The following is a 16,988-nucleotide window of genomic DNA, read 5'->3' as shown; positions in this document are numbered from 1 at the left end:
TCGGGCGGGCGCTTACCCCGTATTGTGCGTTGCGACAAGAGCGAGGGGCAAAAGACCCGGTTTCATCGCGCGCTCGCCTTGCGCCCCGTAAAGATGTGACCCGGCGGCCACACTCTGCGCAAAAGACGGCGGTTGGCGACGCATTGGGTCCGACCTGAACCCAATTACCATTTATTGCCGACTACATCCGGGTTAACCAGTAGCCAGGGGTCAGGTGGGCCGAAACACAGTGCGGTGCACCAGACCGAAACAAGGCGCACATCCTCCAGCAAGACATGCATCGGGCAGACCTATACGGCAGAACAGCAGGGGAACATGCGGCGCAGGGCGCCGTACCCGCTTGCGCGGCCCCCGTCGCCCCTGCTCTTGCTTTTGCACTCGCCCTCGCTTTGGCAGCGGTCGCGTCTCCGGTCCGCGCTTTGCCCGCAGGGGCGAAAGAGCCCGGCGTCAACGGTCCGACACCGCGCGAGGATGTTGCGCGTGCCCGCACCGGTCCTGTTGAAAAACCGGGCAATGGCAGGAAACCGGGCAGTGCCAGCGACGTCGCAAAGGTCTGGCTACCTTTCGATGGCGGCGACGGGATCGCCAACGTCGGATTTTCGGGGCAGCTCGATTACAATACCGCCGCGCTCAAGATCACTGCCATTTCCGCCTGGCGGAGGCAGACCTCGGCTGCCAATCCGGCGCTGAATCTTGCCGGCGGCCAGATGCTGGGGCGCAATGCCCATGACCGCCGGATTTCCATTTTCGCCGAGCAGGTGCGGGTAGCGAGCGATCTTGCCGGTCCGTTCAATGCGGTTTTCGGCGCCCACTATTTCAACCAGGCGGTGGACCAGCGCAATGCGATCGTCTCTGGCCCGGTCATGCGTCCTTACGCCGATCTGCTGGTGCAGGGCGCCGGCGGCGGGGCGCTGGGCGTTCCCGCGCTCGGCCAGGGGCAAAGCGCGCCAGTCGCCGATTCCACCCGCTATGCCGGGCAGTTCTTTCCGGGCGGGCAGGAGGCGAACCAACGCTACCGCTTGCGCAACGAAGTATTTTCGGCGTTTCTGCAGGGCGATCTGGCCTTGGGCGGCGGTCTCACGCTTAGCGGCAGCATCGCCTATGCCAGCGATGCCAGGCGGTATGAGACCGCGGGCCAGGCCAGCCAAAGCTTTGCCATGATCGATCTCGATGGCGGTGCCTTTCCCCCCGCTGACCAGCAGTTGCAGGCGGCCGCCGGCGCCGGCATGCCTGGCAATGCCCTGGTTTCGTCGGCTGCCTCCCAAGGGAGTGCTGCCATGCCGCAGTGGGCCGTGGCCAATGGCGGCGGTGCGGCACCTGATGTTGGGGCATCCCCACGCGGCCTGCAACAGGCTGCGGCCCATGCGGGTCTGCCCAATGTGGAACCGGGCGCCACCCGGGACTCTCGCCTGACCTGGGCAGCGCGGGCGAGCCTGGCGCTCAACCGGCATGTGCGGGCCTATCTCAGCATTTCCAGCCGGATGCAGGCCAGTTCCCTGGCACTGTTCCGCGACGGCCGCCCGTTTGCGGAGGGAGGCGGCGCGCTGGAAAGCGCTGCGCTGGCCCAGATCAGCCAGAGCTATGCCGGCCGCGGCGGACTCCCGCGCCGCGCCGTGATCTATAAGGCGGGCGTCGGGGCCGACTGGGGCCGCGTGGCCGGCCATGTCGCGCTATTCGGGCAAACGATCAGCGGCGGCCTGCAGGCCGATGCCGCCGGCGCTGCGCCGGGTGACCCCGGGAAAGAACGGTTGCGCGGGATGGAGATCGAAACGGCGCTGCGGCCGGCGGCAGGATTTGCCTTGTCCGCCAGCGCGACCTGGCTTCGTCCCGTACGTCCCGCGTTGCCCGGGCCGGCACTGGCTGATCCGGCGGCTATGGGCCCGGCTGGCGAACCCCGGCTGGCGTTTGCTCTCGCCGGCCAGTACGAACACCGCCTTTCGCGAACGGCGCAACTCGTTTTGCGCGGAGATTATCGCCATGAGCGTGGCGTGATGCTGGAAAACGGGCTGGCCGGCTCGCCCGATCTCGGCACGGCCATAGCGGTCGGCACGATCGGGCAGAATGCCCGGCGGCTTGACGAACTCAATGCCAGCGTCGCCGTCGTCCTTGCCAACCGCGCCGAACTGGCGGTGTGGGGCCGGAATCTGACCGATAGCCGGACCTTGACGCAGATTTTCGATTTGGTGACCCAGCCTTCGGCAATTTCGGGTTACACCAGCCAGCCGCGCACCTATGGTGCATCGGTGCGTTATCGCTTCTAACCCGGATGCGAAGCGCAAGACTTGCAAGGGGGGCTGCCTCGCGGCCCCCTTTTTCTTGCCGTCCTTTTTCTTGTCATCGCGGCCCTTTTCTGTCTGTCTGCAAAAGCCGACGGCCATGGAGAAAGCCGATGTTCTGGATGTTGCTGCCCTATCGACGCTATTTCGAGTTTTCCGGCCGTTCGCGGCGCAAGGAATACTGGATGTTTAGCCTTTTCGGCCTGCTGGTGAACATCGCGCTCGCGATCGTGTTCGGCCGCACGACCTATACGGCCGTGGGATGGTATGCAGGGTTCAGCACCCAGCTCAATGGCGTGGGCGATGCGCTTTCCGGGCTTTTCGCACTGGTCAATTTCATCCCGGGCATCAGCGTCTTTGTCCGTCGCCTGCATGACATCGACCGCTCGGGCTGGTGGTTGCTGCTGATTTTCCTGCCGATCCTGGGCTGGTTTGCGCTGCTCATATTCCTGTGTCTGGATGGCACGCGCGGGCCCAACAGCTATGGCCCCGATCCCAAGAACCCTTACGATGCCGACGTGTTCGCCTGATCACAATTCCCGCAAGGCCTGGGCCGGCCGCGTGCGCAAGACGCCAAGCGAGCCGCCCAGCGCCATGGCCAGCACCAGCGCCAGTGCGCCGCCCAGCACGGCCAGGATCGTGCCCCAGCCCGGCAGCCAGGCGAAATCGAACAGCAGGGTAATCACGCTCCACGCGGCCGCCGTGCCCAGCCCCAGCGCCACGACGGCCAGAAGCACCGCGAGGAGCGCCTGTTCCATCAGCACCAGAGCCAGCAACTGGGCGGATCCGGCGCCCAGAACGCGGAGTATCACCGCATCGTACTGGCGTTGCGCGCGGGCAGCGGCGATCGCCCCCGCCAGCACGGCCATGCCCGCCAGGATGGCGACGCTGGCCGCGGCGAAAATCGCCACTGCCATCTGGCCCAGGATGTCGCGTGCTTGGGCAAGCACGGGCCCCACCTCGATCACCGAGCTTGACGGCAAAGCGCGTACCAGGCCTGCAAGAATCGCGCGCGAAACTGCGGGATCGCCGTGCCCGGCCCCCAGCTCGATCGTGGCGGCAAGATTGTAAGGGGCATCGGCCAGCGCGTTGGGGCTGAACACCAGCACATAATTGAAGCCATAGCTTTCCCAGTCGATCCGTCGAAACGAGGCGACGCGCGCGCTACGCTCCACGCCAAGCAGCGAAACGGTAATGGTGTCGCCCAGCTTCAGGTTGATTGCCTTGGCCAGTCCTTCGTCCACCGATACCAGCGGTTCGCCGCCATACCGCGCCGGCCACCATTGCCCGGCAGTCAACACGTTGCCTTCGGGCAGGGCATTGGCAAAAGTCAGCCCGCGATCGCCGCGCAGCGCCCAGGCATCGTCGGGAATGCGGGCCAGATCAGCGACGCGGGTCATTCGGTCTTGTGGCCCGAATGCCACGATTGCGCCGCGCATGGCAGGCACCGTGCGAATGCGCGCGTCCGGCGCTGCGTTCAGCACGACCCGGTTGAACGCTGGCAGGCCGGCCGGCGGCACGTCGAGCACGAAATAGTCGGGCGCGCGCTGTGGCACCCGCGCGGCGATATTGGCATCGAGGCTGGTCTGCACACCTGCCAGCATTACGAAGGCGGCAAGTCCGAACCCCAGCGCAGTGACCAGCGCCCCGGTCTGTGCGCCCGGGCGGTGCAGGTTGGCAACGGCCATGCGCGCGATGGGGTGGCGCGGGCGGGGCAGCCGTTGCGAAAGCCGCACCAGGCCCCAGCCCAGCGCCGCCAGAAAAGCGAAAACCGCGCCGGCGCCCGCCAGGAAACCGGCCGCGAGCCACGGCCGGTCCGTCCCGGCAATGGCAATGCCCGCAATCGCCACGAGCCCGGCCGCCATGGCCAGGGCGCGCTGGCGCCATCCCTGGCGTGGCGGCACCAGGCCGGCGCGCATCAGCGCCATCGCGGGCACCGCGCGGGCGCGCAGCAGCGGCGGCGCGGCAAAGGTCGCCGCGATCAGCAGGCCTTGCGTTCCGGCGAGCGCCAGCGCACCGGGCTGAAAAACGAAACCGCCCGGGATCGGCAGCAGGTCCCTTAGCGCCAGCGCCACCAGCGGCGTGACCCCGAGCCCCAGCGCCAACCCCACCGCGATGGCGAGCAGCGTGGCCAGCCCCAGTTGCAGCAGATAGATCCGGGCGACATCGGCGCCGGTCGCGCCCAGGATCTTGAGCGTGGCGATCGCCCCGCGCCGGGCTTCGAGATAGGACGAAACCCCATTGCCGATACCGATCCCCGCGATCAGCAACGCCGCAAGCGCCACCAGCCCCAGGAACTGCCCCATGCGCGAGACGAAGCGATCAAGGCTGGGCGAGGCCTTGTCCCGCGTACGCAATTCCAGTCCGGCCGTGGGAAATGCACGGGTCAGCCGCTCGACCACGCGCTGCGGATCGGCCTCCGGGGCCAGACGCAGCCGGTACTTCCAGCGAACCATCGCGCCTGGTTGCACCAGCCCAGTGGCATCGAGGCCGGCCTGGCCGATGATGACCGTGGGACCGAGCGCAAAGCCTTCGCCAAGCCGGTCGGGCTCGTCGCCGATGACGCCGCCGATGCGGAACGTGGCCTGACCGATACGCAGCCGCTGGCCGGGACGGACGCCCAGCCGTTCGGCCACGCCGGTGGCGATCCAGGCCACATCGGCGGCCGGTGCGCGCCCGGCGCGGCCGTCGGCCAGGGTAAACGCGCCATAGAGCGGCCATGCCTGGTCGACAGCTTTCAACTCGATCGGAACGGCCGCGCCGTCGCTGCCGGGTACCATGGCCATGGCCCGCATCCGCGCGCCGACGGAAAGCGCGCCATAACGGGAAAAGGCGGCCATTTCGGCAGCCGACGCCTGCCGGCCGGCAAGTTCCACTTCCACGTCGGCGCCCAGCATGGCCTGGCCGCGCCGAGCCAGTTCGCCGCCCACCGCGCCGGTCAGCGTGCCGATGGCGGCAAGCGCCGCCACGCCAAGCACCAGGCAGACAACCAGAATGCGCAGGCCGCGGAACTTCCAGTCGAGACCGCGCCGGGCCAAGGCCCAGGCACCGCGCCATGACAGGCGGGCAGCCGCCCCGCTCATCGCGTTTCGTCAGCCACGAGGAGCCCGTCGGCCAGGCGCAGGATGCGCCCGCAGCGCTGCGCCAGCGCCTCGTCATGCGTCACCATCAGCAAGGTGGCGCCGGCTTCGCGCGCGCGGGCAAACAGCAGGTCGGCAACCGCCGCCCCGGTCGCCGTATCGAGATTCCCGGTCGGTTCGTCGGCAAACAGCAGGGCCGGGCGCGGGGCGAGCGCCCGGGCGATCGCCACCCGCTGCTGTTCCCCGCCGGAAAGCTGGCCAGGATAATGGTCCAGCCGGTGTTCCAGGCCCACGGCGGCAAGTTCCGCCTCGGCGCGTGGCAGGGCATCGGCGATGCCCGCCAGTTCCATCGGCGTTGCCACGTTCTCGCGCGCGGTCATCGTGGGCAGCAGATGAAACGCCTGCAGCACGATGCCGATGCGGCCGCGCCGCGCCGTTGCCAGGCCGTCTTCGGTCAGTGCGGCAAAATCCGCGCCAGCGACATGCAGAGTGCCGCCGCTGGCCCGCTCCAGCCCGGAAAGAACCGCCAGCAGCGATGATTTCCCCGAGCCGGAAGGCCCAAGCAACGCCACGGTTTCGCCGGGCATCACATCCAGATCGATACCCTTGAGAATAGCGACGCGGGCATCTTCGCGGCCAAGCGATAGCACGAGCGCGCGGGCGGATATGAGGGGGGCAGGGCTTGTCACCGCGCGGGAGTGGCATAGACGGGTAGCGTCTTGCAACCGGCCATTCCACCAACGACATGACATCAGACCTGCCTTTTGGGAAACGACCGATGCGCGTGACTGCCCTTGCTGCCCTGTCCCTTCTGCTGATGACGGGATGTTCGCGCGAAAAAGCGCCCGATCCGCTGGAAACCCGCCCGGCTGCCGCTGCCGCCAGCAATGCGCCGATACCCGGCGATGCGCCGGTCATCCTGGCATTTGGTGACAGCCTCTATGCCGGCTATCAACTGGAACCGGGGCAAAGCTATCCGGCGCGGCTGGAAGCCGCGCTTGCCGCGGCCGGCGTCAAAGCGCGGGTGGTCAATGCCGGGGTATCGGGCGATACCACTGCTGCGGCACGGCAGCGGCTTGCCTTCACGCTCGACAATCAGCCGCAAAAGCCGGCACTCGTAATGGTCGGCCTGGGTGGCAACGACATGCTGCGCGGCCTGCCACCCGCACAGACGCGCGCCAATCTCGATGCCATTCTTGCCGAACTCAAGCGCCGCGGCATTCCCGCCATGCTGACGGGCATGCTCGCCGCGCCGAACCTGGGGCCGGAGTACGTCGCCGCGTTCAACCCGATCTGGCCCACGCTGGCCAAAGAATACGATGTCGCACTGGTGCCGTTCTTTCTCCAGCCGATCCTGGGCCAGCCGGCGTTGCAACTGCCCGATCATATCCACCCCAATGCGCAAGGGGTGGAAAAGATCGTCAGGGCTACCGAACCGGCCGTGGCGGCCGCCCTGGCCAAGGCGCTGAAGCAGCCGGCGGGTTAGCGCCGCGTCACCGTGCCCTCTGTCACGTGCCACAGCGCCGCCGCGCCCGCGATGTCGTGAAAGGGCGCGGTTTCGGTGCCGGTCATCCACACTTGCGCGCCCGAAACGGCAAGGCGCTCGTACAACGCGGCGCGGCGCAGCGGGTCGAGGTGCGCGGCAATCTCGTCGAGCAGCAGCAAGCGCGGGCGCGGGCCGGCCGTAAGCTGCGCATGGGCCAGCACGATGGCGATCAGCATGGCTTTCTGCTCGCCCGTAGAGCAATCGGCGGCCGGCGCGTTCTTGATGGCCAGGCGCACGGCCAGATCATCGCGGTGGGGGCCATCCAGCGTGCGCCCGGCGGCGCGGTCGCGCCGCCGGGCCTGGCGCAGCGCGGCGCGCAAAGGCTCTTCTTCGGCCGGTGTTTCGCCGGCATAGGCCAGCAGGGGCCGCGCAAAGGGTTGGTCGGGCAGCGTTTCGAGCACCATGCCAAGGTCCGTTACCAAAGCAGCGCGTGCGGCGGCAATCGCGGCGCCCGTCTGCGCTAGTTGCGTTTCCAGGGCATCGAGCCAGGCGGGATCGGGATCGCGCGCGTCGGCCAGCAGGCGGTTCCGCTCGCGCAGCGCGGTTTCATAGCGCGCGCTGACCTGGGCGTGGCCGGGCAGGCGTGCCAGCACCAGCCGGTCGAGAAAGCGGCGGCGATTGCCCGCCCCTTCGGCAAACAGGCGGTCCATCGCGGGGGTCAGCCAGGTCAGCGACAGCCATTCGGCCAGCCGCGCGGTCGGCCCCAGGGCGCCATTGATCCGCACCAGCCGGCGGCCGGGGGCCTGGGGCAGGGTGTGCGTGCCCAGCACCAGTTCGCCTGCCTCCATCTCGGCCATCACGGCAAAGCTGCCGTCGCCATGGTGTGCGGCCATTTCGGCCGGCTGGGCGCGGCGCAGCCCCCGGCCGGGCGCCAGCAACGACAGCGCTTCGAGCACGTTGGTCTTGCCCGCGCCGTTTTCGCCTACCAGCACGTTGAACTGCGCCATGCCCTCGATGCGCGTTGCCGCATGGTTGCGAAAGTCGCGCAGGGTCAGGCGGGTCAGGGCCATCGCATAGCTGCCATGCGCGGCCTGCCCATCCCATGCTCCACGGATGTCGAGGCCAGGCAGCGGTGGCAAACATCCGCCCGCATCATCCCTGCCCACGCTCCAGCAGGCCATGCTTTTTCAGGCAGTGGCGCAACTGGTCATACGTGACGCCCAAAGCCTTGGCAGTCTGCCGCTGGTTATAGCGGTTGCGGCCCAGATGGTGTTCCAGAATCGCGCGCTCATGCGCATCGACGGCGGCGCGCAGATCCTGGATAGTATCGAAATCGGCGCGTGTGGTGGCATGTTCGATAACCGTGGCGCAGGCATCGGCCGATACGCTGGGGCCATGCGCGGGCTTCCACGGGCTATCGAACGGATCGAACTGCACATGGGCGATGGGGCGGTCGGGATCGTCCCAGCGGTAGACCGCCCGTTCCACCACGTTGCGCAACTCGCGCACGTTACCGGGCCAGCCGTGGCTTTCCATCTGCGCCAGGGCATGCGGGGCAAAGCCCGGCCAGGCGTCCCACTGCAGTTCGGCAGCCATGCGTCGCCCGAAATAGTCGGCCAGTACCGCCACATCGCCTTCGCGCACGCGCAAGGGAGGCAGGGTGATGACTTCGAAGCTCAGCCGGTCGAGCAGGTCGGCACGGAACCGGCCCTGTGCGGCCATCCGGGGCAGGTCTTCGTTGGTGGCGGCCACGATGCGCACATCCACGCGGATCGGGCGGCTGGCGCCGATACGCGTCACTTCGCCATATTCCACGGCCCGCAGCAACCGCTCCTGCGCGCCTATCGAAAGCGTGCCCAGCTCGTCGAGAAACAGCGTGCCCTTGTCCGCTTCTTCGAAACGCCCGGCGCGCGCGCGCGTGGCGCCGGTAAAAGCGCCTGCCTCGTGCCCGAACAGTTCCGCCTCGATCAGGGTTTCGGGCAGGGCGGCACAATTCATCGTGACCAACGGTTCCTGCCAGCGGGTGGACAGGCGATGCAGACGTTCGGCAATCAGTTCCTTGCCGGTGCCGCGTTCACCGACCACCAGCACCGGGCGGCGCATCGGCGCCGCGCGGCTGGCACGCTCCACCGCATCGAGGAAAGCACCGGACTGGCCGATGAACTGCACTTCACGATCCATGGCCAACATTTGGCATATTTTCCCAAGTACGGGCAAGATGTGCCAAATTTATAACCGGCGATTTTCAGCGAAACCTGCGCGGAGTCGCCATTTTTGCGGTTTGGCATGGCGTTTGCTGATAAAGGGGCAACAGCTTCTGGAGTGCCTTTCATGCATACCGCCCCGTTCCTTTCCACCCGTCTTGGCCGCGCCGCCCTGGTCAGCATTGCCGCGATGTTGGCGATGAATGCGGTGATGCTCGCGCGCCACATGCCGGAATTTCCCGGCGCTGCCCTGGCGGCACATGCTGCATTCGCGGGCCATGCCGGGGTGAATGCTTCGGCTTCCGCGATCACTGGCGGCCTGGCATGAATTCCATTCTCGAACCCGTACCCGGCCGTGGCGCGACCCGTTTCGACGAGGCATTGCGCGTCGCCCGATCGCACCCTTCGCCCGGCGGCGGCCAGAACGACAGCAACGCCGCGCGGCCTTTTCTCAACGGAGCAAACCTGATGGGCATCTTTTCCCGCACGAGGGACATTATCGCCGCCAATTTCAACGACCTGTTGGACAAGGCCGACGATCCGGCCAAGATGATCCGCATGATCATCATGGAAATGGAAGAGACGCTGGTCGAAGTCCGCGCGTCGGCCGCGCGCACCATTGCCGATCAGAAGGAAATGCTGCGCCATGTCGCCAAGCTCGATCGGCTCCAGGCCGATTGGGCGGAAAAAGCGCAACTGGCCTTGTCGAAAGACCGCGAGGACCTGGCCCGCGCGGCGCTGGTCGAGCGCAAGAAGGCGGCCGACATGGCCGAGCAATTGCGCGGTGAAGTGGCGGTGCTCGACGATTCGATGCGGGCTTACGAGCAGGACATCGACAAGCTGCAGACCCGCCTGCGCGAGGCACGCAGCCGTCAGACCGCGATTGCCGCCCGCCTGGAAAGCGCGGAAAACCGCGTGCGCCTGCGCAGCCTGATGACCAGCGAGCGGGTAGACGATGCGTTGACCCGGTTCGACCAGCTTGAGCGCCGCGTCGATTATGCCGAAGGCCGTGCCGATGCGCTGAGCATTGCCGAAAGCGGGCCGCCCAGCCTGGCCGACGAGATCGCCGCGCTGGCGGGGCAGGACAAGATCGACGAGGAACTGGCCGCCATGAAGCGGGCCATGGGCAAGGAGGGCTGAACCATGGACCTGGTGCCGTTTGTTGCCCTGATCACGCTGTTCATCGGTCTTCCGTGGATCGTGCTGCACTATATAACGAAGTGGAAGACGGCCGCCACGCTGACCAGCGGTGACGAGCAGTTGCTCGATGAACTCTATCGCATCGCCCGCCGCCTGGAAGAGCGGATGGACACCGTCGAGCGCCTGGTGGCCGCGGAAAACCCGCAATTCCGTCCCGCCCGGCTGGGCGAGCAGCGCGCTGGCCACCAGGCCGATCTTTCCGAACTCGACCGGCTGATGGCAGAGACCAAGGGGACTTTGAAATGACCGCCGCCCGTACCCGCTTTTACCGCGACAAGGCCAACGGCAAGCTGATGGGGGTTTGCGCCGGCATTGCCGATTACACCGGGGTCGACGTCCTGTGGGTTCGTCTGGCACTCGTTGTCGGCACGTTGTGCGGCCTGGGCTTCCTGCCTGTCGTCTATTTCGCGCTGGGCTTCCTCGCCAGCAAGAAGCCCGCCGAACTCTATGTCGACCGGCAGGAACAGAAATTTTGGCAGGGCGTGCGCCAATCGCCGTCCCGTTCGGCGCGCGAAGTGCGGGCCAGCCTGCGCGACATCGACCGCCGCCTGGCCGAGGTCGAACACTTCTACGTCTCCAGCAACCCGCGCCTTGCCCAGGAAATCGAAAGCCTGCGCTAAACCTCCATCCTATTCCATCCCGGCACTTCGAAGGGGACTGCTGCCATGGATCACGGAACACTTGCCTTGCTTATCCCGCTTGCCCCGTTCATGATCGCAGGCCTTGCGATCTGGACCAGGCACAGCCGGCGGATGGCGGAAATCCAGGCCAACGCCACGGCAGAAAAGGCTGCACAGTATGCCGTGCAGAACCAGGCGCTGGAAGACCGCGTGCGGGTGCTGGAACGCATCGTCACCGATGGCGGCTATGACGTAGCGCTCCAGATCGAGGCGCTGCGCGATGTCAACCGCATCGAAGGCGGCCAGCATGATGGCGCGGCCCGCGCGCCGGTTTCGGACAAGCTGCAATGACGGCCGCCGGGGCCATCGTCCTCCTGGCCTTCGCCACCCTGGCCACCTTGCTGGTCGGCCTGGTGATCGCGGCGCAAGCCTGGTCGCGCCGGATGGACCAGCGGGAACGGGAAATCATTGCCGTCACCCGCGCCACGGCCGAACAGGCCGCGCAATATGCCGCGCAAACCGCCCGGCTGGAACAGCGCGTGCGCGTGCTGGAAGGCATGGTGCAGGGCCGCGAACCCTCGGCCTTCGCCCAGTTCGACTGACCACCTGGCATGACCTTGCCGATCAGCCAAAGGAAGACGTTTCCGTGAGCTTTGGAGCTACCCTCGTTGCCATCGTCGCAATCCTGGCCTGGGCCAGCCTGCGCCATCGGCGCCACAGCGTTGAACAGGCGCAGTTTACCGCAACGGACGACGTGTACGCGGCTGCGCTTGCACGCGAGGTGGCCGCCCTGCGCCAGCGGGTCGAGGTGTTGGAGCGTATCGTGACGGACCAGCGCGGCCGGACCGATCTGGCCCGCGAAATCGAGGCTCTGCGCGAGTCTTGAGGGCTTGAGAGGCGGGCCATCCGGCTTTAAGGCCGGTTCATGCGCACGCTTTCCGACATTCTCGAGGAGTACGAGTTCAGCGATGGCGACGAACGCTATCGCCTGCTGATCGAACTGGGCCGCGAACTGGAACCGATGCCCGATGCCTTGAAGACCGACGCCACGCTGGTGCGCGGCTGCTCGGCGGCGGTATGGGTCTATCCGACCGCGGCAAACGACGGTCTTCTCCATTTCCTGGCCGACAGCAACGCGGCGATCACCAAGGGCATTATCGCCCTGGTCCTGGCGGCGGTGCAGGATCGGCCTGCCGCGCAAGTGGCGGACATGGACATTGCCCAGGCGCTGGCCCCGTTCAACCTCAAGAACCAGCTTTCGTCCAATCGCACGCAGGGCCTGCCCAACATGATCGCGCTGGTGCAAAACCATGCGGCGCGGCTTGCGGCGGCGGGCTGAACCGGATCGTGGTGCGCCGCCATCTCTGGACGGGCGCCGGTCTGTTCTTCGTCGGACTGGGCGCAGTGGGGGCATTCCTGCCGCTTTTGCCCACGGTGCCGTTTCTGCTGCTGGCGATTTTCTGCTTCGCCCGCGGCAATCCGGTATGGGAGCGGCGCCTGCTCGATCATCCGCGCTGGGGCCCGCCCTTGCAGGCATGGCGCAGCCGCCGCGCCATTTCGCGCCGCGCGAAAAGGGCGGCGTTGGTGGCCATGGCCACCAGCGTGGCGATCACCGCCCTGACTGCTGGCTGGCCCTGGCTGCTTATCCCCGCCGCGGTCATGGTGCTGAGCGGCACATGGATCTGGACTCGGGCGGAATGACGAAAGGCAGCGTGAACAGGGGCGGCGTGCAACGGCGGGCAGTATGGCCATGAAAGTCAGCGGCCTGTTCCGCTATCCGGTCAAGTCCATGGGCGGGCAGGCGCTGGATCGCGCAATGATGACGCGCGAAGGCCTAGCCGGTGACCGGCGGTGGATGATGGTAACGCCGCAGGGCCGCTTTCTCACTCGCCGCGAATTGCCGGCCATGGCGCTGGTGCGGGCAGAGCCGCTGGCCGATGGCGGCATCGTGCTGCACCATGCCGAAGCGCCGCCGCTTGCCGTTGCCGTGCCGCAAAGCCGCGAACGGGACAGGGTGAAAATCTGGGGAGACAGCGTTGTGGCAACGCCCGCGGGTGACGAAGCCGATGCCTGGTTTTCCGCCCGGTTCGCGCGCCCCGTTCATCTGGTCCACATGGGAGAGGGCGCGGCGCGGCCGGTGGACCCTGGCTATGCGCAACCTGGCGATATGGTGGGCTTTGCCGATAGCTATCCAGTGCTGGTCACGACCGAGGAATCGCTCGTCGCGCTCAATGCACGCCTGCCCGCACCGATCGCCATGGCACGCTTCCGGCCCAACGTGGTGCTGTCGGGCGCGCCGGCCGCCTTTGCTGAAGACGGCTGGACCAGCCTGCGTATCGGCAGCCTCACTCTGCGCCTGGTCAAGCCCTGCGTCCGCTGCGTGATCACCACCCAGGATCCGGATACCGGCAAAGGACACGATCATGAACCGTTGACCACGCTGCGGGCAATGGGTCGCGTGTGGAAGCGTGGCCCGATCTTCGGCATGAATGCCATTCCCGATGGCGCAGGCGAGATAGCCGTTGGCGATCTGGTAGAGGCCGGGTGACCCTGTAAAGCAGTTCCCGTAAGATCAGTCCCCGCAAGATCGGTCGGCGCAAGATCAATCCACCGCCTCGCGCAGCACGGCAATGCCTGCGGCGCGCTGGGCCTTGAGTTCCCGTTTCAGTACGGCCGGATCGCGCGCGATCACGAAGCCGAAGCTGACGCCGCCTTCCTTGCCGATCGTGGCGTGATGCAGCTTGTGCGCCTGGACCAGGCGCTTGGCATAGCCGCGCTTGGGCACCCAGCGAAACCAGCGCTGGTGCACCAGGCCATCGTGAATCAGCGTATAGATCACGCCGTAGACCAGCACGCCAAGGCCGATCCATGTGCCCGGCCACCAGGCGCGGGCACCCATGACCAGCGGGCTGCCCAGCGCGAACATCGCGATCGAGACGGCCGCGCCGACGACAGCATAGAGATCGTTCCTTTCAAGGAACCGGTCGTGCGGTTCGTGATGGTCGCGGTGCCAGGCCCAGCCGAAGCCGTGCATGACATACTTGTGGCTGGCCCAGGCGACGAATTCCATCGCGGCGGCGGCGGCCAGCACGATGGCGATGGCAAGCAGGGTATCCATGTGCGTGCCTATAACGCCCCCGGGCCTGCAGCGCGACGCGTTTTATCGGGCAGCCTTGTTACGGGGCAGCGCTGTCGTACAGCCTTGCTGAAACCCGAACGGCCTGATCGCGTTAGGTTCAGCGTCGCTTTGCGAGACATTGAGTTGTCAGCCGCCTTTCGCCGGCGGCTTTGATTGAAAGAACAGGAGTGCAAGCTGTGAAAAAGCTTATTATCGCCGCCCTGATTCCAGCAACGGTCGGCTTTGCCGCCCCGGCGCTGGCCCAAGGTTATCCGCCGCCGCCACCGCCCGTCTCGGGCCAGGGATACCCGCCTCCTATCCCGGGGCAGGCCTTGCCGCCGCCTCCGCCTCCGGGCGCGCAGCCGGTTCCCCCGCCGCCCCCGCCGGGCGCGGTTGGCTGGGGCAATGGCGGCTATGGTGGTCCTGGTGGCGCGTGGATGACGCCCCGGCGCAGCGCCGCAATCCAGCAAGACATCGGCCAACTGCGTTTCGCTATCAACCGGGCGCAGCGTAACGGCACCATTTCGCCGCGCGAAGGTGCTGTGCTTCGCCGCCAGGCCATGGGGGTCCAGCGCCAGTATCGCGCCTATTCGCGCAACGGCCTCAACCGTGGCGAGGTGCGGTGGCTGGCCGGCCGTGTGAACCAGATCCATCAGCAACTGCGCCTCGAACGCGCGGACTGGGATCGCGACGGCTGGTAAGCCGATGCCGCCGGGCTTGGCCCGGCGGCGATGACAAGGCATTGCCCCGGCCATTCGTGCCGTTTCGTGCTTGAAAAGCGCCGGGGTGATGCTTAACCCCCACAACCATGACCAGCACCCGCACCGGCAAGACGCTTTACGAAAAAATCTGGGACGCCCACGTGGTGGAAAACCGCGAAGATGGCACCAGCCTCGTCTATATCGACCGCCACCTCGTGCATGAAGTGACGAGCCCGCAGGCTTTCGAAGCGTTGCGCCTGGCCGGGCGCAAAGTGCGCCGCCCCGATCTGACATTGGCCGTTCCCGATCACAACCTGCCCACCACGCCGCGCCGCGATGCACAAGGGCAGCGCATTCCCATCGCCGACCCCGAAAGCGCGCAGCAGCTTGCCGCGCTGGAACGCAATGCCCCTGCGTTCGGCATCCGTTATATCGGCGATGCCGACGCGGCCCAGGGCATCGTCCATGTGGTGGGGCCCGAACAGGGCTTTTCCCTGCCCGGCGCCACGATCGTTTGCGGCGACAGCCACACGGCCAGCCATGGCGGGCTGGGGGCGCTGGCCTTCGGCATCGGCACGTCGGAAGTGGAACACGTTCTGGCCACCCAAACCCTGTTGCTCAAGCGCAGCAAGACCATGGAAGTGCGCGTGGAAGGCACGCTTGCACCGGGCGTTTCGGCCAAGGACGTGGTGTTGCACATCACCGGCGTGCTGGGCGCTGCCGGCGGCACCGGCTATGTCATCGAATATACCGGTTCGGTCATCCGCGATCTGTCGATAGAGGGACGCTTGACGGTTTCCAACATGGCGATCGAACATGGCGCCCGCGCCGGGCTGATCGCGCCGGACGAAAAGACCTTTGCCTATGTCAAGGGCCGCCCCCTCGCCCCCAAAGGCGCGGATTGGGAGAAAGCGCTGGCCTGGTGGAAAAGCCTGCCGACCGACGCCGACGCGCGGTATGACAAGGTGGTGGTGATCGACGCCGCCGATATTGCGCCCTCGGTAACCTGGGGGACCAGCCCGGAAGACGTCCTGCCGATCACGGCCACCGTGCCCGCGCCTGAAAACTTCGCCGATCCGGCGAAACAGGATGCTGCACGCAAATCGCTGGAGTATATGGGGCTGGAGCCAGGCACGGCGCTTGCTTCGGTCGAAATCCAGAACGTGTTCATCGGTAGTTGCACCAACAGCCGCATCGAGGATCTGCGCGCCGCCGCCGCGATCCTCAAAGGGCGCAGGAAGGCCGACAACGTGCGCTGGGCGATCGTCGTTCCCGGTTCCGGCCTGGTCAAGGCCATGGCCGAGGCCGAGGGGCTCGACGTGATTTTCAGGGACGCTGGCCTTGAATGGCGCGAGCCGGGCTGTTCGGCCTGCCTCGGCATGAATCCTGACAAGGTACCGGCGGGCGAGCGCTGCGCGTCCACCTCGAACCGCAATTTCGTCGGCCGCCAGGGCCCCGGCGCACGCACCCATTTGGTCAGCCCGGCCATGGCCGCCGCTGCCGCTGTCACCGGCCGCCTAACCGACGTGCGCGAGCTGGTCTGACCTGGCCGCGCCGCGCAAATCCGCGTTTGCCCCGGTCGTCGATGCGCGGACCCGGGTTCTGCTGTGCGGCAGCCTGCCGGGTGAAGCCTCGCTGGCCGCGGGCCGCTACTATGCGCACCCGGCCAACCAGTTCTGGCGGCTGGCCGGGGGCGTGATCGGTTGCGATCTTGTCGGCCTTGACTATTCGCAGCGGTTGGCCGCGCTGCTCGCCGCAGGGATCGGCCTGTGGGACACGATCGCCAGCGCGACACGCCGGGGCAGCCTTGACGCTGCGATCCGCGCTGTTGCTCCCGCTCCCCTGAGAGGTCTTGCCGCGACCTTGCCGGCTTTGCGCGCGGTCGCGTTCAACGGTGCGAAGGCGGCGCACCACGGCCGCGCGCAAATGGCGGATCTGCCTCACGTTTCGTGTGTTCAACTGCCGTCAAGCAGCCCTGCTTACTGCACGGTTACGCTGGCGGAAAAACAGCACGGGTGGAATTGTCTGCGGAAATTCCTCGATTGAGCGTTGCATTGCGCGGCGACCGGGCCAATTCTTGCATCCCATGAAAAGGAGGAAAGCGTGTCCAAGAAGGAAAACTGGGCCGGAACGGCCGTCCTGGCAGGGGCCGCGGCCGTCGGTTCGGCTGCGCTGGCAGCGGCGCTGCTCTATACCAGCCGGCGCAAGGAGCGGGCGCAGCGGGAGACCAGGGAATCGCCGCTTGGCGATACGCCCGAGACGGACTGAGGATTTTTCCGCGTTGCGCGGCGCACGGCGGTGGT

The 16,988-nt window shown here is 66.9% G+C and carries 22 protein-coding genes; 17 read left to right on the top strand and 5 right to left on the bottom strand.

Annotation, left to right across the window (positions count from 1 at the left end):
- The first annotated feature begins 389 nt into the window (after nt 1–389).
- Both AC3EDY_RS06245 and AC3EDY_RS06240 read left to right on the top strand, forming a co-directional pair.
- Nucleotides 390–2,261, top strand: a complete 1,872-nt coding sequence (locus AC3EDY_RS06245) for a hypothetical protein (RefSeq protein ID WP_488571619.1) — start codon at nt 390–392, stop codon at nt 2,259–2,261.
- 128 nt (nt 2,262–2,389) lie between these two features.
- Nucleotides 2,390–2,806, top strand: coding sequence for a DUF805 domain-containing protein (locus AC3EDY_RS06240; protein ID WP_488571618.1), 417 nt, complete (start codon nt 2,390–2,392; stop codon nt 2,804–2,806).
- On the opposite strand, the gene AC3EDY_RS06235 is transcribed toward AC3EDY_RS06240, so the two are convergent.
- Complete coding sequence (locus AC3EDY_RS06235) at nt 2,807–5,359, bottom strand: ABC transporter permease (RefSeq protein WP_488571617.1); 2,553 nt, start codon at nt 5,357–5,359, stop codon at nt 2,807–2,809.
- Nucleotides 5,356–6,045, bottom strand: coding sequence for an ABC transporter ATP-binding protein (locus AC3EDY_RS06230; protein ID WP_488571616.1), 690 nt, complete (start codon nt 6,043–6,045; stop codon nt 5,356–5,358). Before AC3EDY_RS06230 ends, AC3EDY_RS06235 begins: the two co-directional genes overlap by 4 nt.
- A gap of 89 nt (nt 6,046–6,134) precedes the next feature.
- On the opposite strand from AC3EDY_RS06230, the gene AC3EDY_RS06225 reads away from it, so the two are divergent.
- A complete protein-coding gene (locus AC3EDY_RS06225) occupies nt 6,135–6,842 on the top strand; it encodes an arylesterase (RefSeq protein WP_488571615.1) in 708 nt (235 codons plus the stop codon).
- On the opposite strand, the gene recF is transcribed toward AC3EDY_RS06225, so the two are convergent.
- Complete coding sequence (gene recF / locus AC3EDY_RS06220; RefSeq protein ID WP_488571614.1) at nt 6,839–7,912, bottom strand: DNA replication/repair protein RecF; 1,074 nt, start codon at nt 7,910–7,912, stop codon at nt 6,839–6,841. The two genes, AC3EDY_RS06225 and recF, sit on opposite strands and share 4 nt — an antisense overlap.
- Nucleotides 7,913–7,994: 82 nt before the next feature.
- A complete protein-coding gene (gene pspF, locus AC3EDY_RS06215; RefSeq protein ID WP_488571613.1) occupies nt 7,995–9,023 on the bottom strand; it encodes a phage shock protein operon transcriptional activator in 1,029 nt (342 codons plus the stop codon).
- Nucleotides 9,024–9,173: 150 nt separating this feature from the next.
- Between pspF and AC3EDY_RS06210 the strand changes: the two genes are divergently transcribed.
- The 10 genes from AC3EDY_RS06210 to AC3EDY_RS06165 are packed head-to-tail and all read left to right on the top strand — an operon-like array spanning nt 9,174 to nt 13,414.
- On the top strand, nt 9,174–9,374 hold the full coding sequence (locus AC3EDY_RS06210) for a hypothetical protein (RefSeq protein ID WP_488571612.1): 201 nt from the start codon (nt 9,174–9,176) through the stop codon (nt 9,372–9,374).
- Nucleotides 9,371–10,186, top strand: a complete 816-nt coding sequence (gene pspA / locus AC3EDY_RS06205; protein ID WP_488571611.1) for a phage shock protein PspA — start codon at nt 9,371–9,373, stop codon at nt 10,184–10,186. Before AC3EDY_RS06210 ends, pspA begins: the two co-directional genes overlap by 4 nt.
- A gap of 3 nt (nt 10,187–10,189) precedes the next feature.
- Nucleotides 10,190–10,492 carry an envelope stress response membrane protein PspB gene (gene pspB, locus AC3EDY_RS06200; protein ID WP_488571610.1) on the top strand — a complete coding sequence of 101 codons (303 nt, stop codon included), beginning with the start codon at nt 10,190–10,192 and terminating at the stop codon, nt 10,490–10,492.
- Complete coding sequence (gene pspC, locus AC3EDY_RS06195) at nt 10,489–10,866, top strand: envelope stress response membrane protein PspC (protein ID WP_488571609.1); 378 nt, start codon at nt 10,489–10,491, stop codon at nt 10,864–10,866. Before pspB ends, pspC begins: the two co-directional genes overlap by 4 nt.
- A gap of 45 nt (nt 10,867–10,911) precedes the next feature.
- Nucleotides 10,912–11,217, top strand: a complete 306-nt coding sequence (locus AC3EDY_RS06190) for a hypothetical protein (protein WP_488571608.1) — start codon at nt 10,912–10,914, stop codon at nt 11,215–11,217.
- Nucleotides 11,214–11,468 (top strand): hypothetical protein, encoded by a 255-nt coding sequence (locus tag AC3EDY_RS06185; protein ID WP_488571607.1) that lies wholly within the window; start codon nt 11,214–11,216, stop codon nt 11,466–11,468. The genes AC3EDY_RS06190 and AC3EDY_RS06185 overlap by 4 nt, the downstream gene beginning before the upstream one ends.
- Nucleotides 11,469–11,512: 44 nt before the next feature.
- Nucleotides 11,513–11,752 carry a hypothetical protein gene (locus AC3EDY_RS06180; RefSeq protein WP_488571606.1) on the top strand — a complete coding sequence of 80 codons (240 nt, stop codon included), beginning with the start codon at nt 11,513–11,515 and terminating at the stop codon, nt 11,750–11,752.
- Nucleotides 11,753–11,791: 39 nt separating this feature from the next.
- On the top strand, nt 11,792–12,205 hold the full coding sequence (locus tag AC3EDY_RS06175; protein WP_488571605.1) for a SufE family protein: 414 nt from the start codon (nt 11,792–11,794) through the stop codon (nt 12,203–12,205).
- An 11-nt stretch (nt 12,206–12,216) separates the two neighbouring features.
- Complete coding sequence (locus AC3EDY_RS06170) at nt 12,217–12,567, top strand: YbaN family protein (RefSeq protein WP_488571604.1); 351 nt, start codon at nt 12,217–12,219, stop codon at nt 12,565–12,567.
- Between the two features lie 49 nt (nt 12,568–12,616).
- The gene (locus AC3EDY_RS06165; RefSeq protein ID WP_488571603.1) at nt 12,617–13,414 is read left to right on the top strand and encodes an MOSC domain-containing protein; all 798 of its coding nucleotides are present in this window, start codon (nt 12,617–12,619) and stop codon (nt 13,412–13,414) included.
- Nucleotides 13,415–13,468: 54 nt separating this feature from the next.
- Here the strand turns inward: AC3EDY_RS06165 and AC3EDY_RS06160 are convergent, their stop codons facing one another.
- A complete protein-coding gene (locus AC3EDY_RS06160; RefSeq protein ID WP_488571602.1) occupies nt 13,469–13,984 on the bottom strand; it encodes a sterol desaturase family protein in 516 nt (171 codons plus the stop codon).
- A gap of 197 nt (nt 13,985–14,181) precedes the next feature.
- Between AC3EDY_RS06160 and AC3EDY_RS06155 the strand changes: the two genes are divergently transcribed.
- The 4 genes from AC3EDY_RS06155 (at nt 14,182) to AC3EDY_RS06140 (ending at nt 16,953) form a co-directional block, all read left to right on the top strand.
- Entirely contained in the window at nt 14,182–14,685 is a 504-nt protein-coding gene (locus AC3EDY_RS06155; protein ID WP_488571601.1) for a hypothetical protein, read from the top strand.
- Between the two features lie 107 nt (nt 14,686–14,792).
- Nucleotides 14,793–16,229 (top strand): 3-isopropylmalate dehydratase large subunit, encoded by a 1,437-nt coding sequence (gene leuC, locus AC3EDY_RS06150; protein WP_488571600.1) that lies wholly within the window; start codon nt 14,793–14,795, stop codon nt 16,227–16,229.
- Between the two features lies 1 nt (nt 16,230).
- Entirely contained in the window at nt 16,231–16,731 is a 501-nt protein-coding gene (locus AC3EDY_RS06145) for a DNA-deoxyinosine glycosylase (protein WP_488571823.1), read from the top strand.
- Between the two features lie 57 nt (nt 16,732–16,788).
- Complete coding sequence (locus AC3EDY_RS06140; RefSeq protein ID WP_488571599.1) at nt 16,789–16,953, top strand: isopropylmalate isomerase; 165 nt, start codon at nt 16,789–16,791, stop codon at nt 16,951–16,953.
- Nucleotides 16,954–16,988: the final 35 nt, after the last annotated feature.

Source organism: Novosphingobium sp. DS6-6 (assembly GCF_057784975.1).
This window is presented reverse-complemented; position numbering and strand designations above follow the sequence as displayed.

Bases quoted from the DNA above. Each gene is read 5' to 3' on its own strand.
- pspF (WP_488571613.1), bottom strand. From the start codon at position 9,023: ATGGATCGTGAAGTGCAGTTCATCGGCCAGTCCGGTGCTTTCCTCGAT.
- AC3EDY_RS06165 (WP_488571603.1), top strand. From the start codon at position 12,617: ATGAAAGTCAGCGGCCTGTTCCGCTATCCGGTCAAGTCCATGGGCGGG.
- AC3EDY_RS06235 (WP_488571617.1), bottom strand. From the start codon at position 5,359: ATGAGCGGGGCGGCTGCCCGCCTGTCATGGCGCGGTGCCTGGGCCTTG.
- pspB (WP_488571610.1), top strand. From the start codon at position 10,190: ATGGACCTGGTGCCGTTTGTTGCCCTGATCACGCTGTTCATCGGTCTT.
- leuC (WP_488571600.1), top strand. From the start codon at position 14,793: ATGACCAGCACCCGCACCGGCAAGACGCTTTACGAAAAAATCTGGGAC.
- AC3EDY_RS06160 (WP_488571602.1), bottom strand. From the start codon at position 13,984: ATGGATACCCTGCTTGCCATCGCCATCGTGCTGGCCGCCGCCGCCGCG.
- recF (WP_488571614.1), bottom strand. From the start codon at position 7,912: ATGGCCCTGACCCGCCTGACCCTGCGCGACTTTCGCAACCATGCGGCA.
- pspC (WP_488571609.1), top strand. From the start codon at position 10,489: ATGACCGCCGCCCGTACCCGCTTTTACCGCGACAAGGCCAACGGCAAG.
- AC3EDY_RS06210 (WP_488571612.1), top strand. From the start codon at position 9,174: ATGCATACCGCCCCGTTCCTTTCCACCCGTCTTGGCCGCGCCGCCCTG.
- AC3EDY_RS06240 (WP_488571618.1), top strand. From the start codon at position 2,390: ATGTTCTGGATGTTGCTGCCCTATCGACGCTATTTCGAGTTTTCCGGC.
- AC3EDY_RS06225 (WP_488571615.1), top strand. From the start codon at position 6,135: ATGCGCGTGACTGCCCTTGCTGCCCTGTCCCTTCTGCTGATGACGGGA.
- AC3EDY_RS06190 (WP_488571608.1), top strand. From the start codon at position 10,912: ATGGATCACGGAACACTTGCCTTGCTTATCCCGCTTGCCCCGTTCATG.
- AC3EDY_RS06185 (WP_488571607.1), top strand. From the start codon at position 11,214: ATGACGGCCGCCGGGGCCATCGTCCTCCTGGCCTTCGCCACCCTGGCC.
- pspA (WP_488571611.1), top strand. From the start codon at position 9,371: ATGAATTCCATTCTCGAACCCGTACCCGGCCGTGGCGCGACCCGTTTC.
- AC3EDY_RS06175 (WP_488571605.1), top strand. From the start codon at position 11,792: ATGCGCACGCTTTCCGACATTCTCGAGGAGTACGAGTTCAGCGATGGC.